This is a genomic window from Paraglaciecola sp. L3A3 (assembly GCF_009796765.1).
Lineage (GTDB): Bacteria > Pseudomonadota > Gammaproteobacteria > Enterobacterales > Alteromonadaceae > Paraglaciecola.
Window position 1 is genome coordinate 1,174,175 of the sequence record NZ_CP047023.1, and the last position, 23,164, is coordinate 1,197,338.

The 23,164-nt window shown below is 40.0% G+C and carries 23 protein-coding genes and 2 tRNA genes; 19 read left to right on the top strand and 6 right to left on the bottom strand.

The window, feature by feature from the left end:
* Positions 1-21 precede the first annotated feature (21 nt).
* The 11 genes from ruvA (at position 22) to GQR87_RS04925 (ending at position 7,904) form a co-directional block, all read left to right on the top strand.
* Positions 22-645 carry a Holliday junction branch migration protein RuvA gene (ruvA, locus tag GQR87_RS04875; RefSeq protein ID WP_158967109.1) on the top strand — a complete coding sequence of 208 codons (624 nt, stop codon included), beginning with the start codon at positions 22-24 and terminating at the stop codon, positions 643-645.
* Between the two features lie 74 nt (positions 646-719).
* Entirely contained in the window at positions 720-1,727 is a 1,008-nt protein-coding gene (ruvB, locus tag GQR87_RS04880; RefSeq protein WP_158967110.1) for a Holliday junction branch migration DNA helicase RuvB, read from the top strand.
* Positions 1,728-2,388: 661 nt separating this feature from the next.
* Complete coding sequence (ybgC, locus tag GQR87_RS04885; protein WP_199271690.1) at positions 2,389-2,793, top strand: tol-pal system-associated acyl-CoA thioesterase; 405 nt, start codon at positions 2,389-2,391, stop codon at positions 2,791-2,793.
* Positions 2,783-3,490 (top strand): protein TolQ, encoded by a 708-nt coding sequence (tolQ, locus tag GQR87_RS04890; RefSeq protein ID WP_158967112.1) that lies wholly within the window; start codon positions 2,783-2,785, stop codon positions 3,488-3,490. The genes ybgC and tolQ overlap by 11 nt, the downstream gene beginning before the upstream one ends.
* 3 nt (positions 3,491-3,493) lie before the next feature.
* Complete coding sequence (gene tolR / locus GQR87_RS04895) at positions 3,494-3,922, top strand: protein TolR (protein ID WP_158967113.1); 429 nt, start codon at positions 3,494-3,496, stop codon at positions 3,920-3,922.
* 6 nt (positions 3,923-3,928) lie between these two features.
* Positions 3,929-4,810, top strand: a complete 882-nt coding sequence (gene tolA, locus GQR87_RS04900) for a cell envelope integrity protein TolA (protein ID WP_158967114.1) — start codon at positions 3,929-3,931, stop codon at positions 4,808-4,810.
* Positions 4,810-6,159 carry a Tol-Pal system beta propeller repeat protein TolB gene (tolB, locus tag GQR87_RS04905; RefSeq protein ID WP_158967115.1) on the top strand — a complete coding sequence of 450 codons (1,350 nt, stop codon included), beginning with the start codon at positions 4,810-4,812 and terminating at the stop codon, positions 6,157-6,159. The genes tolA and tolB overlap by 1 nt, the downstream gene beginning before the upstream one ends.
* Before the next feature lie 45 nt (positions 6,160-6,204).
* The gene (gene pal, locus GQR87_RS04910) at positions 6,205-6,771 is read left to right on the top strand and encodes a peptidoglycan-associated lipoprotein Pal (protein WP_158967116.1); all 567 of its coding nucleotides are present in this window, start codon (positions 6,205-6,207) and stop codon (positions 6,769-6,771) included.
* A gap of 12 nt (positions 6,772-6,783) precedes the next feature.
* Positions 6,784-7,539, top strand: coding sequence for a tol-pal system protein YbgF (ybgF, locus tag GQR87_RS04915; RefSeq protein WP_158967117.1), 756 nt, complete (start codon positions 6,784-6,786; stop codon positions 7,537-7,539).
* Positions 7,540-7,706: 167 nt separating this feature from the next.
* Positions 7,707-7,782, top strand: a tRNA-Lys gene (locus GQR87_RS04920).
* A gap of 46 nt (positions 7,783-7,828) precedes the next feature.
* Positions 7,829-7,904: transfer RNA gene (locus GQR87_RS04925), tRNA-Lys, on the top strand.
* A 585-nt stretch (positions 7,905-8,489) separates the two neighbouring features.
* Here GQR87_RS04925 and GQR87_RS04930 read toward each other — a convergent pair.
* Positions 8,490-8,747: a transposase domain-containing protein gene (locus GQR87_RS04930; protein WP_158967118.1), complete on the bottom strand. Its 258-nt coding sequence runs from the start codon at positions 8,745-8,747 to the stop codon at positions 8,490-8,492.
* A 115-nt stretch (positions 8,748-8,862) separates the two neighbouring features.
* On the opposite strand from GQR87_RS04930, the gene GQR87_RS04935 reads away from it, so the two are divergent.
* Positions 8,863-9,150 (top strand): GIY-YIG nuclease family protein, encoded by a 288-nt coding sequence (locus GQR87_RS04935; protein WP_158967120.1) that lies wholly within the window; start codon positions 8,863-8,865, stop codon positions 9,148-9,150.
* A 501-nt stretch (positions 9,151-9,651) separates the two neighbouring features.
* Here GQR87_RS04935 and GQR87_RS04940 read toward each other — a convergent pair.
* The 5 genes from GQR87_RS04940 to rfbB form a co-directional block, all read right to left on the bottom strand.
* Complete coding sequence (locus GQR87_RS04940; protein WP_158967122.1) at positions 9,652-10,107, bottom strand: GDP-mannose mannosyl hydrolase; 456 nt, start codon at positions 10,105-10,107, stop codon at positions 9,652-9,654.
* Positions 10,108-10,819: 712 nt separating this feature from the next.
* Positions 10,820-11,686, bottom strand: coding sequence for a dTDP-4-dehydrorhamnose reductase (gene rfbD, locus GQR87_RS04945; protein WP_158967124.1), 867 nt, complete (start codon positions 11,684-11,686; stop codon positions 10,820-10,822).
* A 27-nt stretch (positions 11,687-11,713) separates the two neighbouring features.
* Positions 11,714-12,262 (bottom strand): dTDP-4-dehydrorhamnose 3,5-epimerase, encoded by a 549-nt coding sequence (rfbC, locus tag GQR87_RS04950; RefSeq protein ID WP_158967126.1) that lies wholly within the window; start codon positions 12,260-12,262, stop codon positions 11,714-11,716.
* A 434-nt stretch (positions 12,263-12,696) separates the two neighbouring features.
* Positions 12,697-13,572: a glucose-1-phosphate thymidylyltransferase RfbA gene (rfbA, locus tag GQR87_RS04955; protein WP_158967128.1), complete on the bottom strand. Its 876-nt coding sequence runs from the start codon at positions 13,570-13,572 to the stop codon at positions 12,697-12,699.
* A gap of 291 nt (positions 13,573-13,863) precedes the next feature.
* Positions 13,864-14,946 (bottom strand): dTDP-glucose 4,6-dehydratase, encoded by a 1,083-nt coding sequence (rfbB, locus tag GQR87_RS04960; protein WP_158967130.1) that lies wholly within the window; start codon positions 14,944-14,946, stop codon positions 13,864-13,866.
* Between the two features lie 509 nt (positions 14,947-15,455).
* Here rfbB and GQR87_RS04965 point away from each other — a divergent pair.
* The 7 genes from GQR87_RS04965 (at position 15,456) to GQR87_RS04995 (ending at position 23,163) form a co-directional block, all read left to right on the top strand.
* Positions 15,456-15,872 carry a hypothetical protein gene (locus tag GQR87_RS04965; protein ID WP_158967132.1) on the top strand — a complete coding sequence of 139 codons (417 nt, stop codon included), beginning with the start codon at positions 15,456-15,458 and terminating at the stop codon, positions 15,870-15,872.
* Between the two features lie 5 nt (positions 15,873-15,877).
* Positions 15,878-17,035 (top strand): outer membrane beta-barrel protein, encoded by a 1,158-nt coding sequence (locus tag GQR87_RS04970; RefSeq protein ID WP_158967134.1) that lies wholly within the window; start codon positions 15,878-15,880, stop codon positions 17,033-17,035.
* Positions 17,036-17,044: 9 nt separating this feature from the next.
* Positions 17,045-17,626 (top strand): polysaccharide biosynthesis/export family protein, encoded by a 582-nt coding sequence (locus tag GQR87_RS04975; protein ID WP_158967136.1) that lies wholly within the window; start codon positions 17,045-17,047, stop codon positions 17,624-17,626.
* Between the two features lie 62 nt (positions 17,627-17,688).
* A complete protein-coding gene (locus GQR87_RS04980) occupies positions 17,689-19,929 on the top strand; it encodes a polysaccharide biosynthesis tyrosine autokinase (protein WP_233267402.1) in 2,241 nt (746 codons plus the stop codon).
* A gap of 296 nt (positions 19,930-20,225) precedes the next feature.
* Entirely contained in the window at positions 20,226-20,954 is a 729-nt protein-coding gene (locus GQR87_RS04985) for a hypothetical protein (RefSeq protein ID WP_158967138.1), read from the top strand.
* Between the two features lie 432 nt (positions 20,955-21,386).
* Positions 21,387-22,106, top strand: a complete 720-nt coding sequence (locus tag GQR87_RS04990; protein WP_158967140.1) for a tyrosine-protein phosphatase — start codon at positions 21,387-21,389, stop codon at positions 22,104-22,106.
* Entirely contained in the window at positions 22,099-23,163 is a 1,065-nt protein-coding gene (locus GQR87_RS04995; protein WP_158967142.1) for a nucleotidyltransferase family protein, read from the top strand. Before GQR87_RS04990 ends, GQR87_RS04995 begins: the two co-directional genes overlap by 8 nt.
* Position 23,164: the final 1 nt, after the last annotated feature.

The window sequence follows — 23,164 nt, forward strand, 5'->3', positions numbered from 1 at the left end:
TAACAAGTTGAAGGAAGCGCAATGATAGGTAATATTCGTGGCATTTTATTAGAAAAACAACCACCTGAAGTGTTAATTGAAGCGGGCGGAGTCGGTTACGAAGTACAAGTACCTATGACCAGTTTTTATGAATTACCTGAAGTGGGCCAAGAAGCAAATTTATGTATTCATTTTGTGGTGCGAGAAGACGCTCAACTGTTATTTGGTTTTGCCAATAAAAAAGAACGGGCTGTATTTCGCGAGCTAATTAAAGCCAGTGGAGTTGGGCCAAAGTTAGCACTAACTATTCTTTCAGGAATGAACGCCCAACAGTTTATGCAGTGTGTCAGCATGGAAGATGTGACAGGTTTAACTAAATTGCCTGGGGTCGGTAAAAAAACTGCAGAACGTTTAGTCATTGAAATGCGTGATCGATTGAGTAAGTTAGCCAAAGAGCAGGGTTATGCCGACACTGTGCATCTTAGTGCTGATTTACCCATAGAAAACACCTTTGTTCAACGTACAGATGCCAAAGAAGAAGCGCTCAGTGCGCTGTTAGCTTTAGGTTATAAACCACCACAAGCCAGTAAAGTAATAAACTCTGTGTATACAGAAGGTGTCAGTAGTGAAGCGTTAATACGTGAAGCGCTTAGGGCGATGGCATAATTCAGGCGATCCAGAATTAAAAATCTGTTACTGTATAAAAAAACACTACTCCACTCCTTAATTGAACAGAAAAGATGATAGAAGCAGACCGACTGATACAACCCACAGCGAGTAAAGAAGACGAAGTCATTGATCGTGCCATTCGGCCGAAAATGTTAGCCGACTATACCGGGCAAGACCATGTTTGTTCACAAATGGAAATCTTTATTGAAGCGGCCCGAAAACGTAGTGATGCTTTAGATCACCTGCTTATTTTTGGACCTCCCGGTTTAGGTAAAACCACCTTAGCCAATATTGTCGCTAATGAAATGGGTGTTAACATCAAAACCACTTCTGGGCCTGTGCTAGAAAAAGCCGGAGATCTCGCTGCATTATTGACAAACCTAGAAGAAAACGACGTATTATTTATTGATGAAATCCATCGCCTCAGTCCAGTGGTAGAAGAAATTTTGTATCCGGCTATGGAAGATTATCAGCTAGATATTATGATAGGTGAGGGGCCAGCTGCTCGATCGATTAAATTAGAATTACCGCCTTTTACTTTGATTGGTGCCACGACCCGAGCGGGATCATTAACGTCACCGCTGCGTGATCGTTTTGGCATAGTGCAACGTCTCGAATTTTACAATATCAAAGACCTCACCCAAATTGTTAAACGTTCAGCTAGTTATTTAGACTTACCTATGGACGAAGCCGGCGCCATTGAAATCGCTCGTCGATCTCGAGGGACACCCAGGATCAGTAATCGATTATTACGTCGGGTTCGCGATTTTGCTGAAGTCAAAGCTAATGGTCATATCGATGTGAGTGTAGCGAGTCAGGCACTGGATATGCTAGATGTAGACAAAGAAGGTTTTGACTATATGGACCGTAAACTTTTATTAACTATTATTGAAAAATTTATGGGTGGCCCAGTGGGTTTAGATAACTTAGCTGCTGCTATAGGTGAAGAACGCGACACAATAGAAGATGTAATTGAACCGTTTTTGATCCAACAAGGATTTTTACAACGTACTCCAAGAGGGCGTATTGCTTCGCAACGAGCTTTCTTGCACTTCAGCAAAGATTATTCGCCGGATTAAATTTCAGGCAAAAAAAAGCCCATATATAAAATATGGGCCAAATCAACTTACGTTGAAGGGAATAAATCTTTGAGAACAAAACATGAAACAAACTAATACAATTTTTTCCATCTCTCGATGTGAAATTCTACAGTAGTTCAAAAACAACTATATAATAGCTCAATCAGTGTTAAGCACAATTGAATTAAATTAAGACTTATCATTAGAAAAACTAATCCATTTTTAAAGTCTTGTTAGTTTTTTACCTGAAAAACCGTAATTTTTATTTTATCTCTTTGTTTTAAATGGTTTTTTTAAATTGTACAAATGTCGCACTATTATTATTTTTTAGTTAAATAATTGTAAATGTTTTTTATGCGGAGCTTGAACTGTTAAATTTTTAAACTTCAATAAATTAATATTTATTGCCTTGTGTGTATTTTTGTCCCCTTTTACTTTTATATACTTACCCTTTACATAAAATTTACTTAAAAATTAAGATGATAATTAAAGGGGGTTTGGTAGCATAAGCCTTTAAATAAAAAGGCTTAACCCTTTTTGTGTGTTTTTTAAACAGTAGGTCTGCTTGTTTGACAAAGTAAACAAGCATTCATAGAAATATCGCCTAAACACACTGTTGATTACTGTAATTAATACTGACGACAATAAGAATTAAATGGCCATGATGCAACATACCCACAATATACGTGTTTATTATGAAGACACAGATGCAGGCGGCATTGTTTATTATGCTAATTATCTGAAGTTTTTTGAACGAGCAAGAACTGAGTGGTTAAGAAGTATGGGCACCCAACAGGATATTTTATTGGAACATTCTGTGGGTTTTGTCGTCAAACGTGTGGAAATGGATAATCATGCGCCTGCACGCTTTAATCAACTATTGAGTATTCAATCCGAAATAGTAGAATTAAAGCGCGCCAGCTTGGTGTTCAAACAAATAATAATAAGCCCAGACGAACAATGTTTGGTTAGTGCGTTAATTAGAGTCGCTTGTGTCAATCTTTCAACTATGAAACCGCAAGCTATTCCTGAAAATATTTTAGGGGAATTTACACGTGTCATCTGAGTTATCTTTCGTAGATTTGATATTAGAAGCCAGTTTTTTGGTGCAACTTGTTATGTTGATCCTATTGGCGGCCTCTGTTACATCTTGGGCATTTATTTTTGAACGCACTAAGGTGCTGAGATCAGCCAATGCTGAAATGAAAAAGTTTGAAGATAAGTTTTGGTCTGGTGTCGATCTCAATAAGTTCTTCCAAGAATTAGCGGCTAGGCAATCAGTGCAAGGTATGGCAAGTGTGTTCTGTGCGGGTTTTAAAGAGTTTGTACGTTTACGCAAGAGTACATCAACGCCAGTTGAAGCCATAGTTGACGGCACATCAAGAGCCATGCGTGTCTCTTTGTCTCGTGAAATCGACAAATTAGAGAATCGTCTACCCTTTTTAGCCACAACGGGCTCAATCAGCCCTTACATTGGTTTGTTTGGTACGGTATGGGGCATTATGAATTCTTTTGTGGCTTTGGGTGGTCAGCAACAAGCCACTCTAGCTATGGTTGCGCCTGGTATCGCTGAAGCATTAATTGCCACAGCAATGGGCTTATTTGCGGCTATCCCAGCGGTTATCGCTTACAACCGTTTCAGCCATCAAGTTGAAAAATTAGAAAACAGTTATGGTAATTTTATGGAGGAATTTTCTAGCATCCTACATAGACAAGCTTTAGCTGCCAGTGCCGAGAAAAATTCAGCTCAGAAAGCTGGGTAGATTATGAATACGTACCAAAGAAAACGCCGTCGTCCGGTTTCTGAAATTAATGTGGTGCCATACATCGATGTGATGTTGGTGTTGTTGATCATCTTTATGGTAACTGCGCCCCTCGTCACCCAAGGGGTAAAAGTAGACCTACCTAAAGCAGAAGCTCAAGCCTTAGATGAAGAAGCCAAACCGCCCTTAGTGGCCACAGTGGATGCACAAGGTCAGTATTATTTAAACGTAGGTGATACTCAAGATGAAGCTATGTCAGCTGTCGACTTAGCAACCTTGGTGGCGACCCATTTACAACGTGAACCCGAAACACCAGTTGTTGTTAAGGGCGATGGTGCAGTGGCTTACAGTCAAGTGGTAGATCTTATGGTGCTGTTGCAACGAGCGGGTGCGCCGTCTGTTGGTTTAATGACCTCGCCGCCAGAGAATTAGAACGCAATGTCTAAGTTGTCAATTGCCTTAACTACTTCATTTGTTTTGCACCTACTAGTGATAATAGGTTTACTTGTGAGTGGTAATTTGTCTGTGCCTAAAGCAACGCCTGATTTTTCTAATCCCCAGCCTATCATTGAGGCTGTGGTGATAGATGGTAATCAGTTAAAAAAATTAGCCGACGAAAAAAAGCAAAAACGTTTAGCTGAAGAACAAAGAGTTAAAGATTTAGAGCGTAAAGCGATCGAAGCCGAAAATAAGCGCAAAAAACAACAAGCTGAAGCGCTTGCCCTGAAAAAGAAAACAGAACAACAAATTCGAGATAAGAAAAAGGCCGAACAGGCCGCGGCGGTAGCCAGAGAAAAATTAAAGAAAGAAAAAGCCAAAGCTAAAAAGCTTGAAGCAGAACGTAAACAAAAAGAACTCGCTAAGAAAAAAGCCGATGACTTGGCTAAAAAAGCTAAAGAAAAACGTGAGCGAGAAGAAAAGGCCCGCCAAGAAGCCGAGCGCAAAAAACGTGAAGCAGCTGAAAAAGCCGAGCAAGATGCGGCCTTGCAAGAACAATTACAACAAGAACAAGCTGCACGTCAGCAAAGAAGAAATAAACAAGTATTAACCGAAGTACAAAAATACCAGTCATTAATTAAACAAACGATTCAACGAAATCTAATCGTAGATAATGCAATGAAAGGTAAATCTTGTCGTTTAAATCTTCGATTGGCTTCAAATGGATTAGTGATCCAAGTGAAGGAAATGGGCGGCGACCCAATTTTATGTCGTGCTGCCAAAGCGGCTGTGTTTAAAGCTGATACTTTACCCGTTTCTAAAGAAGCGGATGTGTTTGAAAAATTACGTGATATTAATCTAACTGTTGAGCCTGAATTATAATGTATAAAATTTGTTTTCTCCTTTTGACCCTATTAACAATGAGTTTTAAAAGCCATGCCGCTTTAGAAATTGTGATCACTGAAGGTGTAGATACTTCTCGGCCAATTGGGGTTATTCCCTTTAAGTGGAAAGGTAGCGGTATCATGCCTGAAAACTTAACCAATGTAGTGGCTAACGATTTACGCCGTAGTGGTAAATTTAATCCGATTGATGCCTCGACTATGCCGCAATTTCCAAGTGCTTCTCAAGACGTGGATTACAGCGCTTGGTCTTCAAAAGGTGTAGAAGCTTTATTGATGGGCACAATTGAATCAGTCGGTGTTGATCAATACCGTATCTCTTACGAACTAGTCGATGTATTAAGAGGGCAAATAACCGGCGGACACCAAACATTAAGTAACGGTAAGCTGGTTGAAAGTAATGACCATATATTAGCTGTTAGCCGAGTGACCATCTCTGCTGATGCCTTTAGACAACACGCCCACCGGATCAGCGACGTGGTATACGAAAAACTAACCGGTGAAAGAGGAGCTTTCTTAACTCGCTTAGCTTACGTGGTCGTCAGAGATAGAAATAAGTTTGATTTTCCGTTTCAAATGGTCGTATCAGACTACGATGGAGCTAACGAAACAATACTTTTACGTTCAAAAGAACCTTTAATGTCACCTAATTGGTCACCCGACGGTTCTAAGTTAGCTTATGTCAGTTTTGAAAATAAACGCCCACAAATCTTTGTTCAAGACATTTATACGATGAGCCGCACACAAATGACCAACTTTCCTGGTATTAACGGTTCACCGAAGTTTTCTCCAGATGGAAAAAAATTGGCCATGGTTTTGTCTAAAGACGGTAATCCAGAACTTTATGTGATGGATATTGCGAGTAAACAATTACGCCGTATCACTAAAAATCGCGCGATTGATACAGAGCCAAGTTGGATGCCTGACGGTGAAAGCTTAATATTTAGTTCAGAACGGGGTGGTAAACCACAAATATATCGCGTAAATTTAGCTACAACTAAAGTTCGACGCTTGACTTTTGATGGCGAAATGAATCTAGGGGGAACAATCACCCCTGATGGCAAACAAATGGTTGTAGTGAACCGAACTCGAGGCAAGTATCATATAGCTCGACAAGATTTAACTACAGGTCGTCTGTACGTTTTAACTAAAACTGAACTAGATGAATCGCCTAGTATTGCACCAAATGGCAGTATGATTATTTATAGTACGCTACATCAAGGCAAGCAAGTGTTGTCTTTGGTGTCGTTAGATGGTCGGTTTAAAGCATTATTACCGGCAGTAGATGGCCAAGTAAAAGCGCCCAATTGGTCGCCGTTTTTACTTTAATGTTAACTTTTTAATTCGAACTCGAAAAAAAACAGGAATAGAAGAATGCAATTTAACAAAATTTTCAAAGGGTTGGTTATCGCACTTCCAGTTGTGACTATGGTGGCATGTTCATCAGGTCCTTCAGAAGTGGAACTAGAAGCTGAACGTAACAAAATTGCCCAAGAGCAAGCTGAAGCTGACCGTAAAGCACAAGAAGCTAGAGATGCACAAGTTCAATCTGGTGCAGTTGGCCGTGTTTTAACGCCTGTTGAAGAAATGAAAAAAGAACTTCAAGCTCTTGAGAACAACCAAGTGGTTTACTTCGATTTCGATCGTGCTTCTATCAGCTCTAAGTTTTATAACGTGTTAGATCTACATGCTGCATTCTTAGTGAAACATTCTAACAAGTCTGTTGTTATTGAAGGACATTGTGATAGCCGCGGTACGCCAGAGTATAATATCGCTCTTGGTGAATCTCGTGCTAAATCAGTACAAACATACTTATTGAATGCTGGCGTAAGTGCGTCACAAATTTCAGTGGTATCTTACGGTGAAGAAAAACCAATCAATACTTACAATACCGAAGCGGCGTTTGCAGAAAACCGTCGTGGCGTATTGGTTTATCAGTAACAGATAATCACTATGACTAAACGCACCTTAGCGCTAAGTTTGCTAGGGCTATATGGAACCGCAGTTTTTGCGGTTCCTGCGCCTGTGACAGACGTAACTAGCGGCAGTAATGGACAACGTCTTGACGAAATTGAAAGACTGTTAAAAACTCGCACTGAAGCGCAACATAGGCAGCAGGAGCAGTTAGATGTAGTACAAAATGAAGTGAACGAACTTCGTGGTGCTATTGAAGTCCAAAATTATCAGCTTGAAAAAATCCTAGAGCGACAAAGAGAACTTTATCTAGAAATAGATAAACGTATCGAAAGTGTCATGGCGAACCCGCCAGCTCAAACACAATACACTGCACCAACCAGCGTAACGCCGGTTAATGAGCCAATGGTCGAAATGTCAGGTAACGAAAGTGAAGCTTACGACAGAGCCGTCAATTTGATCCTAAAAGACAAATTGTATGATCAGGCTATTCCAGAATTCCAAACGTTTTTACAGCGTTTCCCAAATTCTAGTTATGTACCCAACGCCAAATATTGGTTAGGTCAGTTATTGTTCAATAAACAAGACTGGGCAGGAGCTGGAGATCAATTCCAAGCTTTAGTGTCTAATTACCCTGATTCAAGTAAAAGAGCAGATGCGCTACTTAAGTTAGGAATTACCGAAATGGAACGCTCAAATATTGCGCGGGCTAAGCAGTTATGGGAACAAGTTATAACTGAATTTCCAAATTCTTCATCGGCTAAACTAGCCGCGAAAAGAATTGCCAATCTTTAAGCATATTTTACTGTTGTTTTTTTGTACTGTGTTTGCTGGATTAATTATCGATTTGTTTGCTTTTTCAGCAAACAGTTTAAATTATTAAAATAATCTGTTTTTAAGCTTGCACTGAAGATTCATTTAAGTATTATATGCGGCCTTCGCAGTGAGGCGAAGAGGAAAAAGGGTCGTTAGCTCAGCTGGTAGAGCAGTTGACTTTTAATCAATTGGTCGCTGGTTCGAATCCAGCACGACCCACCAATTTCCTAACAACACAGGATGTGTAAATAGTAAAATCCAAAAAGACGGGTCGTTAGCTCAGCTGGTAGAGCAGTTGACTTTTAATCAATTGGTCGCTGGTTCGAATCCAGCACGACCCACCATCTTTTCAAGTATTCACGTCAAGTGCCAAAATCTACCAAAAATCAAAGATATCAAATAAAGTCGTGCCGGACGAGACTAATTTTTCGGGAAAAAATTAGAACAACCGAAGGTTGGCCTAGGAACTAGGCGAGTATCAGGGATGGTACGAGTAGCCAGCGTGGTTCGACTATTTTGTCTGGAACAAAATAGAACATGCGTAGCATGATCCGAAGGATGTAAGGCAGGATGCCTGAAGTACAAATTGTCTGGAACAATTTGCACAGCCGTAGGCTGCCCGTAGGGCGAATATCAGGGACGATATGAGTGAATCCAGCACCACCATCTTTTCAAGTATTCACGTCAAGTGCCAAAATCTACCAAATTCCCAAGATACAAAGAATTATTTAAGTTAATCCAATACGGTTAATATCTATATATAAATCATTCAATGTAGTCACTCGCACATCCCTGATGATATGCACCCAATCTCGACATCCCTGTCGAGCTGTTCAAGCTGGCGGAGCTTCGCTCCTAAAGAATCAGTTTTCACCCCACCATCTTTTTCTTCTCCAAGTTCCAAAATCGTAAGCGTCCGGTGATCCCACCTAGTTGTTATTGGTATTCCATGGTAATAGGTTTTCGATGTCGTAATCCGGTTGGCTGATATGCTCTAACAGGTGATTTAGGTAATCAAAGGGACTGAGGCCGTTGGCTTTGGCAGTTTCGATAATTGAGTCGAGAACTACGCTACACAGAAAAAGACAACAGCAGATCCTAGTAAATAGTGTTTGCACTGCCCCCAATAAAATTGAGTTTAAAACTGTAAAATCATCACCCAACCTCAAAGCCCGTCTTTCCTGCATGTAGTTAGCAGGAATCCATTCTTTTGTTCGAAGTTTTTTCTACTCAATTGTTTTGCTGAAAAACAATGTAAGTCTTATTATAAAAGAGTCTTTGCTAGAAAAGGGAAGGATTCGAATGAAGCAACCCACTGTCTATATACTTGCCAATAAGAAAAATGGCACTTTGTACATTGGGGTGACAAGTAACTTAATTCAACGAATTTGGCAGCACAAGAATAACTTAGTTGATGGGTTTAGTAACACCTATGAGGTACATTCCTTAGTCTATTATGAACAATACCCAGACATGCTTGGTGCGATTAACAGAGAAAAACAGTTAAAAAAATGGAAGCGAAGTTGGAAAGTAACTCTAATAGAAAAAAGCAATTTCAATTGGGATGATTTATATCCAACCATTTTGTAACACAGCACCCTGGATTCCGGCTTAAAAGACTACCGGAATGACGAAGTGTGGGGCTGTCGGGATATCCTAAAAAGGTAATAATTCAACATTGAATGGAAAATTCGCAATCACATCACAAACCTCAAAGCCCGTCATTCCTGCATGTAGTTAGCAGGAATCCATTCTTTTGCTCTTGCTCTTAACTTTAACCATCTACTAGCCATTATTTGCAATCTACTGTTCTTACTGCACTCAAAAGCCCTGGATTCCGGCTTAAAAGACTACCGGAATGACGATATGTGGGGCACACCGGAATGACGATATGTGGGGCACACCGGAATGACGATAGTGGAAGCTGCCAGAGTGACTACTATCAGAATGAGGGGCTTGTCTTAACACCCATTCACTCTGTGTTCTCTGTGCCCTCCGTGGTTCAAATTCTTTGGCTTTTGCTCACATCTCGAATCTAGTATCTCGCCACTGCTCTTGTCTTTTAACTGCTTCACTCTGCTCAGTCTGTTCTTAAAAGCCCTGAAAATACCATTTAGTATGCTTATGGACTTGCTCGTCTGCGAGTAGTTCTTCGATATCAAACCATTGGTAACTACCGTGTTGGATATCTATGGGCAGGGAGGATAAATCGGTGACTGATAATTCATATGCTATGGCAACATAATGAGTTGAAAACTCATCGCCAAATACATTATCTGTATAAAAGTGATCAAAAGGGCCAACTAATTGTCCTTGGTTAATTGAGAACTCTTGGCCAAGTTCTTCTAAGGTTAGACGCTTAAAAGCACTGGCCATTGATTCATCTTTTAAAATTCGACCACCAGGCACAAACCAATAACCCTGCGCCGGCTTATTTAAACGTCGTCCCAACAAGGCCTGACCAAGTTGGTTTTTTACAACCAAGTCAATAGACACTAGAGGTGTACTAGCAATAACAGTTTCAAAGGTTTCTTTTTTCAAAAACATAAATATCCTAAAAATATGGTGCAATAGATGTAAGCCTAATACTACGGACTAAGCAGAAAAAACAATAGCAAGGGGATAGGAGGTAGGAAATAGTAGATAAGAAAAAGTTGCTAGCCACGGGGTTCGAGCCACGAGCTAGCTACTATTTCCTATTTACTGCTCAAAAGCCCTGGATTCCGGCTTAAAAGCACACCGGAATGACGATAGTGGAAGCTGCCAGAGTGACGACTACCAGAATGACGGAATGTGGGTAGTCGCATATCTAAAATATCAGGAATTTAATGATGTTGCTTAAATTCAAGGTTATCGATTGCCTTCAAAGTCAGTCATTCCTGCATGTAGTTAGCAGGAATCCATTCTTTGGCTCTTGCTCTTAACTTTAACCATCTACTAGCCATTATTTGCAATCTACTGTTCTTACTGCACTCAAAAGCCCTGGATTCCGGCTAAAAAGCACACCGGAATGACGATATGTGGGGCACACCGGAATGACGATAGTGGAAGCTGCCAGAGTGACTACTATCAGAATGAGGGGCTTGTCTTAACACCCATTCACTCTGTGTTCTCTGTGCCCTCTGTGGTTCAAATTCTTTTCTTCTTTTGTAGGTCGTCCATTTATGGCGTCTATTTTTTATCTTGACGGGCTAAAGCCACGACCTACACTGTTTTTATCTTTTGCTATCTGCTAGCGACTATTTCCTAGCTACTGCTTTTAAGCAGATTTTAGTGCATCCAGCATATTTGATAATTGTTTACGCCAGTGAATGGTTTTTACACCTGCCTCAGCTTCTGCTGAGAATTTATCAATCACAGAAAAGCTTGGCCGTGTGGCTGGGGTAGGGTAACTACTGGCAGGTATCGGCGAAATAGGGATTGCTTGTTGTAACATACCTTTCTCAATAGCTAACTCTTGGATCGCCACAGCGAAGTCGTACCAAGACGCTACGCCTGCATCAGTCCAGTGGAAGGTGCCAGACACTTCAGGCTTGGCCACTACCGCCCACAACCATTTTGCTAAGCCTGCAGCCCATGTAGGCGTGCCTACTTGGTCATATACTATGCCTAACTGCGGTTTTTCGGCCATTAAGCGCAGCATGGTTTTCACAAAGTTATTACCGTTTGTAGAATACACCCAGGCTGTGCGCACAATCACTGCTTCTGGCAGAGTCTCATGTACAGCTATATCACCAGCTAACTTAGATGCGCCGTACACATTAATTGGATTGGTTGCATCATCAGTTTGGTATGGTGTGGTTTTTGTACCATCAAAGACAAAGTCGGTAGACACATGTAACAAGCGAATATTCTGTGCTTTACACACATTGGCCAAATTACGAGCACCTGTTTCGTTGACGGCATAAGCCATGTCAGCATCGGTTTCTGCTTTATCTACCGCAGTGTAAGCCGCGGCATTAATGATCACATCAGGTTGATGTTGGCTGATAACTTGCTGAACTAATTCGGCATTGGTGATATCAAGTTCTGTGCGACCTAAACTAATTAATTCGAATTCTGTAGGAGCTTTGTCAGCTAATTCCCAAGCCAGTTGTCCACCTTTACCTGTCACCAATACTTTCATGTTTTACTCTTCCTTTGGATAAAGCCGTTAATCAAATTTGGGCGCGTCGGCAAATAATAAACCATCAACATCTTTTGCTGATAGGTTAGGTTGCTCACCATTCACTAAAGGCCACTCAATATTTAAACTAGGATCATTCCAGCGGATTGATACTTCTGATTGAGGGTGATAATAATCGGTACATTTATACACGAACTCTGCCGACTCACTGGTCACATAAAAGCCATGAGCAAAACCTGCAGGCACCCATAATTGCCGACTATTTTCTGCTGACAGTTCAACCCCCACCCATTGACCAAAAGTTGATGATGATTGACGCAAATCCACCGCTACGTCAAAAACACTACCTTGGGTGACACGTACTAATTTTCCTTGAGTATGCTCAAGTTGGTAATGTAAACCACGTAAAATGCCTTGGGCAGATTTACTGTGATTGTCTTGCACCAATTCAGCCACACCGGTTTGTTGACTAAAAAAGTCTTTGCGAAAGGTTTCCATAAAGAAACCACGCTCATCGCCAAATACCTTAGGTTCAAAAATCAATACATCGTTTAGTTTTGTCTTAATTACATTCATTTTTAATTTCCAATTATAAGGGCATAGAAAAGCTTAAAAGCTATTCACCACAGGGTAACAGAGCGCAATGTTCACAGAAAAAGACAACAGCAGATCCTAGTAGATAGTTTTTGCACTGCCCCCAATAAAATTGAGTTTAAAGCTGTAAAATCACAACTCAACCTCAAAGCCCGTCTTTCCTGCATGTAGTTAGCAGGAATCCATTCTTTTGCTCTTGCCCTTAACTATCTGCTAGCTAATGCTCTAAAGCCCTGGATTCCGGCTTAAAAGCACACCGGAATGACGACAGGTGAGGCTTGTCTTAACACTTATTACCTCTGTGTTCTCTGTGCCCTCTGTGGTTTAAATTCTTTTCTTCTTTTGTAGGTCGTCCATTTATGGCGTCTATTTTTTATCTTGACGGGCTAAAGCCACGACCTACATCGCTGCCCTTATCATTCTTCTGCTAATTTCAACATATACTGGCCGTAGCCGGTTTTGTGTAAACTTTCGCCTTGTTTGATCAGTTTTTCTTTACTGATCCAGCCCTGGTTGTATGCAATCTCTTCTAAACAAGCCACTTTTAAACCTTGGCGATGTTCAATGGTTTGCACAAACTGTCCTGCTTCTAACAACGAATCATGAGTACCAGTATCAAGCCAAGCAAAACCGCGGCCTAATAAAGACACGTTTAAATTACCCTGCTGCATGTACGCAATATTAATATCTGTAATCTCTAATTCACCACGAGGTGATGGTTTAATGTTTTTGGCTATTTCAACCACAGTATTATCGTAGAAATACAAACCCGTCACAGCGTATTTAGACTTAGGTAAAGCAGGTTTTTCTTCAATGCTAATGGCTTTGCCATTGTCATCAAAATCCACAACACCAAAACGTTCAGGATCGGTAACTCGATAACCAAAAACCGTGGCGCCAGTTTCCACTTTAGTGGCGGCTTTTAGGTTGTCAGAAAAATGCTGACCGTAGAAAATATTGTCACCTAATACTAAGGCTACATTGTCATCACCAATAAACTCTTCACCCAAAATAAAAGCCTGGGCTAGGCCATCTGGCGAAGGTTGCACTGTGTAACTAATGTTGATGCCATAATCAGTACCATCACCTAATAACTTGATAAAGTTAGCTTGGTCTTCAGGGGTAGTAATGATTAAAATATCTTTGATACCGGCTAACATAAGCACAGACAACGGATAATAAATCATAGGTTTGTCATAAATGGGCAATAACTGCTTAGACGTGCCCTGAGTGATAGGATGCAAACGAGACCCCGAACCACCCGCTAAAATAATACCTTTATACTTAGCCATACTAATTCCTTAAATTATAAATACAGGGGGTAGTAGTTAGTAAATAGGAGATAGTAACGACTACTCTTATCTTTTTACTATCTACTCACCACTATTCACTATTTTTATCTTGACGGGCTAAAGCCCCGACCTACAGTTAAGGCAAATATTAACCATCTTTACCTCTGTGGTTCAATTTCTTTTCTTCTTTTGTAGGTCGTCCATTTATGGCGTCTATTTTTTACATTGACGGGCTAAAGCCACGACCTACACTGTTTCTAGCTTTTCACTATTCACTGCTTTTAAGCTGCTCTACGCCCCTAATCGGTCTAGTTTATATGCGCCTGACAAGACTCGTTGCCACCAGTCTTTATTGTTTAAATACCATAGTACTGTTTTACGAATGCCCGACTCGAATGATTCTTCTGGAGTCCAGCCTAATTCGCGTTGAATTTTATCGGCGTCGATTGCATACCTAGCATCGTGCCCTGGTCGATCGGTGACAAAAGTGATTAAATCGCTGTAATGACTTATGCCATCGGGTTTTTCTGGAACCAACTCATCCAGCAAATCACAAATGGTTTGTACCACTTCTAAGTTACGTTTTTCGTTGTGGCCACCAATATTATAGGTTTCGCCAACTTTGCCAGACTTAGCCACTATATAAAGTGCACGAGCATGGTCTTCAACATACAACCAATCACGAATTTGGCTACCATCACCATAAACCGGTAATGCTTTACCCGCTAATGCGTTTAATATGACATGAGGCACTAGTTTTTCTGGGAAATGATAAGGGCCATAATTATTAGAACAATTAGTCACTACAGTCGGTAAACCATAAGTACGTTGCCATGCGCGAACTAAGTGATCAGAACTAGCTTTACTTGCCGAGTAGGGCGAACTAGGAGCGTAAGGGGTGTCTTCTGTGAAAAGAGGTAGTTCAGCGCCAGCAGGTAACTCATTAGGATGAGGTAAATCGCCATACACTTCATCGGTCGAAATATGATGAAAAATAAACGCCTGCTTTTTGTCGTCGGTCAAACCAGACCAATAAGCTCTTGTAGCTTCTAGTAGGGTGTAAGTACCTACTACGTTAGTTTGAATAAATTCACCTGGGCCATCAATCGAGCGATCAACATGAGACTCAGCAGCTAAATGCATCACTGCATCGGGTTGATGTTCAGCAAATACCCGTTTTAGTTCTGCGGCATCACATATATCCACTTGTTCAAAAATATAACGAGTAGAATGTAACCCAGCAGGTATTGATTCTACGTTGCCAGCATAAGTCAATTTATCTAAATTGATTACTGTATCGTCTGACGATTGCAATATATGCCTAACCACTGCACTGCCAATAAACCCTGCGCCACCTGTCACTAATAGCTTCATCAATTAATCCTTTTCACAAAATTTTGCGCACATTATGCCATGTTTAATCGCACAATATGAACCGCGAATAATACTATTTAGAAAATTAAAACAAGGGTTGAAAGGTTTACTTTAAATAATTTGCCCTTAGAGCCTTAAAATAACAGTTATATCGGTAAATAATGACATTATTATTAACCTTAAATGAGTCGGTGTGTACAATTTGACCAATTAAAACGGAGGGTAAATAATTGTTTGTTAATTAACGCTTTATTAACATTTTGAGTGGCTTTAGGGCAAAAAAAATGAGCTAAATATTTAATTGAAAAGTCGGTTTTTAGTGGATTCAAGGCAAATATATAAAAAATGTCACATTTTTAACCTATCGTGATGTTAGATTGATTTAAATTGGGTTAGTATTTGTACTTAATTAGTATTGGTTAATTTTAGATTAAATGGCTTTGTTCTATTTCAATAGATAAAACAAAGCCATTTAAACTGATAAATTAGGTAAATAAACTAGGTAAAAAATGGCGACGGAACCCACAGATATAAAACAAGAGCCAGCAATCGAAAAGTTACTAAGTCGAATGCCGGCTTATGTGGCCGAGAGTTTTTCAAATGAACAATTAATTCATTTAAAAACCGCAATTGGTTCTCGAGAGTGGGGCAAACATAAAGTCGACTTTAGGGGGACTTTCCCGGTGCCTTTTATGAAAAGCCGTATTTATTATGTATTTTTGATGGGCCGTAACTTTAGAAATTTGAGCAGGCGAGAGCAAATGATTTCTGCTTTCACTATCGCTGCTTTCACCTTTTTGTTTATTACAGTTTCAGTATTGTTTGGCATATTAGTGCTGTACTTAATTAAGTCAGCATTAGGAATCGATATTTTTAAAGGTTTTTCGTTTGGAATTTGGGATTGGTTTAAAGCATTATGGAAATAAATAAAATGAAAAAAACATTATTAGCCACAGCGGTTTTAAGCTGTATTTTAGCTAACACGGCTAATGGACAAGAAGCAGGTTTTTCAGCTGAAGTCGACTCGCGTTTAACCTATGACGACAACATATTACGCACCTCTGACAGCAATGCAGAAAGCGACACTAGTTTAGTGATAGCACCAGAATTAAGCCTAGGGGCTATTTTGGGTAAACAACGTTTTGAAGTGACTTACAATGGCGAATACGCTAACTATTTTGATAACAGCGACGTGAGCTACACCGACCATGAAATTAAGGTTGGGGCAAAATTTGATCATTCATACCGTTTGACTTCTGGTTTTGATGTGCAATACAAAGATAAGCACGAAGACTTTGGTGACTTAAATACTATTTTTGATGGCTTAATCGAGTTTAATCGTTACACCGAAAAGCAAATTAATGGACAACTTGGCTATGGCAGGCAAGAAAGTTTTGGTCAACTGATATTAAAGTTAGGCCATACGAATCGTGATTACGATAATAATGATCAAGAATATCGAAGTAATGATCGTGATTTAGCCTCTTTAGCGTTTTATTATCGCATAGCGCCGCGCACTCGTTTGTTGGCCGAAGTAGTCTATCGAGATTACACTTATAACTCTGACTTTGGAGCTATTAATCGTGATAGTGAAAGTCTTCGATATCAAGTTGGAGTGGAGTGGGATTTAACTAATAAACTTGAAGGAACGATTAAAGTTGGGTACCAAGAGCGTGATTATGAGTTAAACACTTTACGAGATATTGAAGGTTTGTCTTACGAGGCTGACCTAGAGTGGAAGCCTAATACTTATACTGAAATTGGTTTAGTGGCTAAACGGGAAAGTATTGATTCGTCACTTGAAGGTGCTGGTGGTTTTTTACGGACTAACTACGGAGTAGATTTCAAACATGGTTTAACCGAACTCACCAAATTAACCGGTGGGATTAGTTATTCTAAAGATGAGTTAGTATTTGGGGGGAACCGTGAAGATACTAGGCACTTGGCTGAGCTAGGTGTGACTCACAGCTTGTTCTATTGGGTCGAACTCGGAGCTAATCTGAGTTATGAAGACAGAAAGTCAACAGTTGAGTTGGCAGAATATAAAGTGAACAGTATTAATTTAACGGCCAAAGTATCATTCGATTAAGGAGTGGTTATGTACACTAAGTCAAATAGTGTTAGTTATTTTACAAGCTACTTATTGGTGGTGCTAGGTTTACTTACGTTTTTTGCCAGTAGTAACCTGTATGCGCAAGATAGCGCTTTATCATCAGAGAATAGTCAATATCGTTTAGGGGCCGACGACGAAATATCGGTGAATGTGTTTAACGAACCTGATTTAAGTTTACCTAAAACACGGGTGTCGGCTAATGGCAGTATTTCAATGCCGTTAATTGGTCAAGTACAAGTCAAAGGCTTAACCATTAATGAGGTTGAATTAAAAATTACTAAATTGTATCTGGGCGATTACTTAAAAAAACCCGATATTTCGGTGTCTATCGTCGAATACCGCCAGTTTTATGTGAATGGTGAAGTGGATAAACCAGGCGGTTATAGCTACCGCGAAGGTATGACAGTTCAACGGGCGATCTCATTAGCGGGTGGTTTCACCGAAAGAGCCGCGCGCAATAAAATACAATTAATGCGCGAAAACGATCCAAACAATATAAGCCGAGTTGATCTTAATTCACCTGTAAAACCAGGCGACGTAATCACAGTAGAAGAAAGCTTCTTTTAGAACATCGAATAGTAAATAGAAGCTAGTATCTAGCTTCTGCTTTTAAGGAAAGGAATTAATACGTGGTTAATCATTCTAATACCAGTCAAATGCAGCAAATGGCTGATGTAAGTCAAGCTGACGAAGATACTATCGATTTAACACAATATTGGCGTATTATTAAACGTCGCAAGTGGAGCATCGTCTTAGTGACTGTTTTGTTTGCTTTTTTAGGTTTATTTATTGCCATTAAGTCTACACCTATTTACCAAGCCAGTGCCAAAATACAGGCTGATCCTATTCAGCCGAATGCTACAGGCAGCGATGCCTATATAATGAATTCTATGGTGTTTTTATTTTACGAAACACAATACGAAATTATCAAATCACGTAAAATTGCCGAAACTGTAGTAGATAAACTGGATTTAGTTGCACGATACAAACAAGAACAAGCTGCAGCTAAGTTGCTAGGTGATGATAGTAGTTTTGTTAGCGACGTTAAAAAACAAGTGAAATCTTGGTTTGCCAGTGATGAAGAATTAGCCGAACAGCCTGTGCCCCTGACTGATGAACAATTGCGGGTTATGCTGGCCTATGGCATACAAGGAATGTTGTCGGTTGAAGGTGGCACACAAAGCCAAATTATCAATATTAGTTACGAGTCTGATGAGCCGGCAAAGGCTGCCGAAGTGATTAATGCCGTGGCCGATGCCTATATTGAATTTGGTTTAGAGGCACGTTTAAGTACCCTTAAAGACACCGCCAAATGGTTAGGCGAGCAGTTAGACGATCTTAAAATTACCTTACAAACTTCTGAAGACAAGTTAGCGGCTGTGCGCACCAGCAGTGGCTTAATGGACTCTGAGCAACAAGCACGCATTGCTAACAGCCAATTGTCTAATTTAAATACTGAGTTGGTACGGGCCCAAACTAAACTGTCTGAAGCCCAAGAAATGTACAGCCAAGTACAAAAGTTAGACCGCAGTAAAGGTGATTATTTGTCGTTAGGGCCAGTGTTACAAAACCCCACCATTAGGGATTTAGTGCGCGAAGAGTCAAATCAAAACCGCCAAGTAGAAGAGTTAGCTGAACGTTATGGCGAAAAACATCCAAAAATGATTGCCGCTCGCTCAGATTTAATCGGCGCACAAAATAACCTCAACCGCGAAGTCGACAAAATAGTTGAAAACATAGCCAAAGAATACCGATTAGCTACTGTGCAGCTCGAAAACGTCAAAGAGCTCACCGCAAAAACCAAAGCCGAATTGCAATCGTACCAAGGCAGTAGTTTTGAAATTACCCGCCTTGAGCGTGAAGTCGAAAACAACCGTCGCGTTTACGAATCATTCTTAGGTCGCTTAATGGAGGCTGATGTGTCAGGGGATTACGATGCCTCTAATGTGCGTATTATTGACCGAGCCACGGTACCAAGCTCTCCAATTAAACCTAGAGTAATACTAATTATTGCCGGTACTTTGGTGTTTGGTTTGTTTACCGGGATAGTGTTAGCCTTTTTACGAGAAGCCTTGGGTAATGTATTCAGAACGCCAGATCAGATTGAAGAGCAGTTACATTTGCCGTCTCTTGGGGTTACCCCTTTAGTGAAAAAAGGTAAAAAAGCGGTCAGCCCAGAAAAACAATATATTGACGACCAGCGTTCAACTTTTGCTGAGGCCATAAACACCATACGTACCGGCTTATTGTTTAGTAATATCGACAACCCACCTCAAACGGTATTAATTACTTCTACTGTCGGCTCTGAAGGTAAAACTACCTTAGCCATTAACTTAGCGGTGGCCTTTAGTCAGTTAGATAAAACCTTATTAATTGAACTGGATTTACGTAAACCGGCCATTGCTAAAGATTTAGGTTTAACCAATACCTCAGGCCTAAGTGATGCCTTAGCGGGTGGGGTGAACGTTAAAATTAAAGGTGACGAATTAACTCAAGTTGAAGGCGCGCCTAATTTGCGTGTGTTAACTTGTGGCAGCATACCGCCCAACCCAATGGAGTTATTGTCGTCTAAACGTTTTGCCGATTTACTTGAATCGCTTAAAGGGCAATTCGCCCATATAGTCATCGATAGCCCACCTACCTTGCCGGTAAGTGATGCCTGTGTGTTGTCAAAACTAGCTGACACTACTGTAGTTGCAGTTAAAGCAGAAAATACAAAAATTAACATGGCCAAAGAAACCGTCACTCGCCTACGTAAAGTTAATGCTAACTTAGCGGGTGTAGTACTAACTCAAGCCTCACCACAAAAAATGAGCTACTACGGCGAACACTACTACCAAGAAGGGTATTACGGAGTAGAAAAGAGCTAACAGCTAACTATACAACTAAGTTAAAAAGAACGGGGGATGTCTTAGACATACCCCGTTTTTCTTTTTAAAAGCCTAAAGCATGTCACAGAGTTACACAGAGAAAAGCAATGGAATGTTAAGATTAGCTAAACTCCTAATGCTCAAAGCCAAACGTGACTTGTAGCTCAGAAGAATTACTATTTTCCCTCCGTGTTCTCTGTGATTTCTGTACACTCTGTGGTTTAATGCCTTTAGGTGTTGTTTTTTTAACCGGATGTATCGCTTATTCGATATGGACGTCAAATTAGGAGTTAAACATGAAAATTGATAAGGCAATAGCTCTCGCAGCAGTGTTTGCGGCTTCTCAACCTGCAGTTGCAGGATTAATCAGTGATTATTCATTAGATACAAACACCAATATAGTAATCGACAGTGCAAGTGGTATTGAATGGTTGCAATGGTCTGTTACCGATGGACTATCGATAGAACAGGCATTAGCAGCACACGGTGCTAATGGTTGGAGTTTGGCTACCAATGTCGAGATAGCGTATTTGTTTAATTCATTCGACTTATCCTATGGTACGTTTGAGTGGGGCAGCGATGAAGATAGTGGATATAATTTCTATTCTCCCTCGGACGGTTTTCTAGAGAATCCTTACGATAGAGAGTTAGTTTTCGTCAATTTTTTTGGTGACACATACAACGAGTTTGACGCGCTCTTCTGCCCACCTGATGTTGATTGCATCCAGTACTCTGGCGCATTATTTGGGGCTGACGAGAATCGCAATGGATGGTATAACCCCGTTAGTGTGTCTGATGATTACTATCATGGCGTTAATTGGGCGGAACAGAGCTATGAGGGGATAAGCTACATAGAATCAGAACAATATTTAGTTGACCAGTCAGCTCATTACTTAGGGGTTGCATTAACACGGAAAGCTAACTTTACTATTATTGACGTTTCTGAGCCGAGCACTATTTCGCTTTTTGCCTTGATATTAATCGGATCGAGTGTTCGCCGTTATCGTAAGAGTCATAACACCTGAACTCAGAGTCTGAGATGCCAACGAAATTAAAAGCAAATATTTTTAGTACAATTGGAAATTTCTCAAGATTTGTGTGTATTAATGTGCTTTTTTTCTTTAATTGAAACAGGGGTAGCAGTAATGAGCGAGGGCACATAGTGCCCCAACCTAAAATAAGGCTATTAAGGAAAGTTGAATAAAATGAATATGTTTAGATTTAGGGGGGCTTGGCTACTACTTCGATTATGCTAGTTGATCTTTTAATCTTTTCGGCGAAGCCGCGTTTCAAAACTCAGTGTACCCCTGTGATCAGCTTTTGCTCTTGTTCTTTAATTCTTAACAAATGTATTGTTTTTCCTTAGTTGTCTATGTGGTAAATTACTCTCGTTATTTTTAATAAGGAAAACACTCTGTGGTAAATGCTCTTCATCTTTTAGGTTTAGGAGAAAAAGCGTGATTGATATTCATAGTCATATTTTACCTGGGGTAGATGATGGTGCTCGGACTTTAGACGAGGCACTTGATATGCTGCGTATGTCTGTTGACACCGGTGTTACCGTGCAGGTGCTTACACCCCATATACACTTTGGCCGTTTTGAAAACCAAAGAGCTGACTTACAACAGCGATTTACTATTTTTCAAGAACAGGTTGATGAAGCCAATATAAAAATTGGCTTACAGCTGGGTAGCGAAGTACGCATTAGCAGCGAAATAATGCAGCTAGTGGCCCAAGACGCCATACCCACTTTAGGTGTGTATAATGGGAAAAAAACTTTCTTGTTAGAATTCCCGCGTATTGAAGTACCAGTAGGGTACGAAAATTTAGTGAAATGGTTAATTAATAAAAATTACCTACCTATTATTGTACACCCAGAGCGTAATCAAACTTTTGTACGTAAGCCACAAAAGCTAGAGGTACTTACCAATATGGGCTGCCCGCTACAAATCACCGCCAGCAGCTTAACCGGTCAGTTTGGTGAAGAAGCCCAGCAGAACGCCGAACAGCTGTTACAACAAGGTGCCGTTAGCGCTATAGCCTCTGATTGTCATAATTTAAAAGGCCGTAAGCCTAATCTGAATGAAGGGGTAGCGGCAGCTCAAGCCCTTATTGGTGCAAGTTTAGTGAGTCGTTTAACCATGGATATTCCTGAGCAATTAGTAACATATGCATAATACTGTTAGGCAGCGTTTAGATGTATTTATTTATGCTTCTTCAACTGATTTAGTTGAAACCAAGTGGCCTAATGGCAAGCTTGTACAGTTTTTTAATTCATTGCCCCAAATGCCTAGTGCTGAAAGACTTGCTGCGCTGATTTATAAGCATGCAAATCAACGCGGTCATTTACAGCTTTGCTCAGCTAAAACACTCATTTGGTTAAAGCAATATACCTTTGCTGTGATTGTAGATGTAGAAGAAAAAAAGGCTGTATTACGCGAACTAGCTAATACGTTAACCGACGAATACCCCGTTATGATGTTATTGAAGGGCATGGCTTTTAACGATAGGTGGTATACAAGTGAAGCACCTAGGGGAACTTCTGATATTGATTTTTTAATTGCCCCTAATGATAAAAATCAGTTTGAAAAGTTATTTAGCCGTCAATCAAGTAAGATTATATCTAAGTCTGATAAGGCATTTGATGGCCTGTTTGAACAAACTTGGCAGTCAAATTATAAGACTAGAGTATATTTTGATATTCACTGGCATTTATCTTATCCAGGGCTATTTCATTTCGATCAAGAGGGTATAGCCAAACGCAGTATTCAACATCCTTTGTACAAACATCCAAAGTTAAGAGTTATGTCAAACGAAGATCAACTCGTTAATTTGGCAATTCACTTAATGAGAGATTGTGACTTTTATGATTATGGTTTGCTAGATTGCCATGAGCTAATTTGCAATCAAAATATGGATTTGGAACGGGTAATTAAGATAGCAAAGCAATGGCGAGCTAAAACTTGTTTATTTTATTTATTGTGGCTCTGTGAGCTTCACTTAAACACGCCAATAACAAAAGAAAGTTTATCTCAAATCAAACCTAATTCGGTAAAGCATATACTGTGTAAATCGATCATTAAACAATGGCTTGTTAAGCCAACTAAAATCAAAACTAATGGACATAGGTTAAAACAATTTTTTGTTGTGTTTTTGTTTTCCGACTCTGTGTTTGCTGCTATTAGGCTATATTATCTATACGCTTTAAAATATATATCTAGTAAAGTTAAATAAT

Bases quoted from the DNA above. Each gene is read 5' to 3' on its own strand.
- tolR (WP_158967113.1), top strand. From the start codon at position 3,494: ATGAATACGTACCAAAGAAAACGCCGTCGTCCGGTTTCTGAAATTAAT.
- GQR87_RS04965 (WP_158967132.1), top strand. From the start codon at position 15,456: ATGGCGACGGAACCCACAGATATAAAACAAGAGCCAGCAATCGAAAAG.
- ruvB (WP_158967110.1), top strand. From the start codon at position 720: ATGATAGAAGCAGACCGACTGATACAACCCACAGCGAGTAAAGAAGAC.
- tolA (WP_158967114.1), top strand. From the start codon at position 3,929: ATGTCTAAGTTGTCAATTGCCTTAACTACTTCATTTGTTTTGCACCTA.
- GQR87_RS04935 (WP_158967120.1), top strand. From the start codon at position 8,863: ATGAAGCAACCCACTGTCTATATACTTGCCAATAAGAAAAATGGCACT.
- ybgC (WP_199271690.1), top strand. From the start codon at position 2,389: ATGATGCAACATACCCACAATATACGTGTTTATTATGAAGACACAGAT.
- ybgF (WP_158967117.1), top strand. From the start codon at position 6,784: ATGACTAAACGCACCTTAGCGCTAAGTTTGCTAGGGCTATATGGAACC.
- GQR87_RS04940 (WP_158967122.1), bottom strand. From the start codon at position 10,107: ATGTTTTTGAAAAAAGAAACCTTTGAAACTGTTATTGCTAGTACACCT.
- ruvA (WP_158967109.1), top strand. From the start codon at position 22: ATGATAGGTAATATTCGTGGCATTTTATTAGAAAAACAACCACCTGAA.
- GQR87_RS04985 (WP_158967138.1), top strand. From the start codon at position 20,226: ATGAAAATTGATAAGGCAATAGCTCTCGCAGCAGTGTTTGCGGCTTCT.
- GQR87_RS04995 (WP_158967142.1), top strand. From the start codon at position 22,099: ATGCATAATACTGTTAGGCAGCGTTTAGATGTATTTATTTATGCTTCT.
- GQR87_RS04970 (WP_158967134.1), top strand. From the start codon at position 15,878: ATGAAAAAAACATTATTAGCCACAGCGGTTTTAAGCTGTATTTTAGCT.
- rfbC (WP_158967126.1), bottom strand. From the start codon at position 12,262: ATGAATGTAATTAAGACAAAACTAAACGATGTATTGATTTTTGAACCT.
- tolB (WP_158967115.1), top strand. From the start codon at position 4,810: ATGTATAAAATTTGTTTTCTCCTTTTGACCCTATTAACAATGAGTTTT.
- pal (WP_158967116.1), top strand. From the start codon at position 6,205: ATGCAATTTAACAAAATTTTCAAAGGGTTGGTTATCGCACTTCCAGTT.
- GQR87_RS04930 (WP_158967118.1), bottom strand. From the start codon at position 8,747: ATGCAGGAAAGACGGGCTTTGAGGTTGGGTGATGATTTTACAGTTTTA.
- rfbD (WP_158967124.1), bottom strand. From the start codon at position 11,686: ATGAAAGTATTGGTGACAGGTAAAGGTGGACAACTGGCTTGGGAATTA.
- GQR87_RS04975 (WP_158967136.1), top strand. From the start codon at position 17,045: ATGTACACTAAGTCAAATAGTGTTAGTTATTTTACAAGCTACTTATTG.
- rfbA (WP_158967128.1), bottom strand. From the start codon at position 13,572: ATGGCTAAGTATAAAGGTATTATTTTAGCGGGTGGTTCGGGGTCTCGT.
- rfbB (WP_158967130.1), bottom strand. From the start codon at position 14,946: ATGAAGCTATTAGTGACAGGTGGCGCAGGGTTTATTGGCAGTGCAGTG.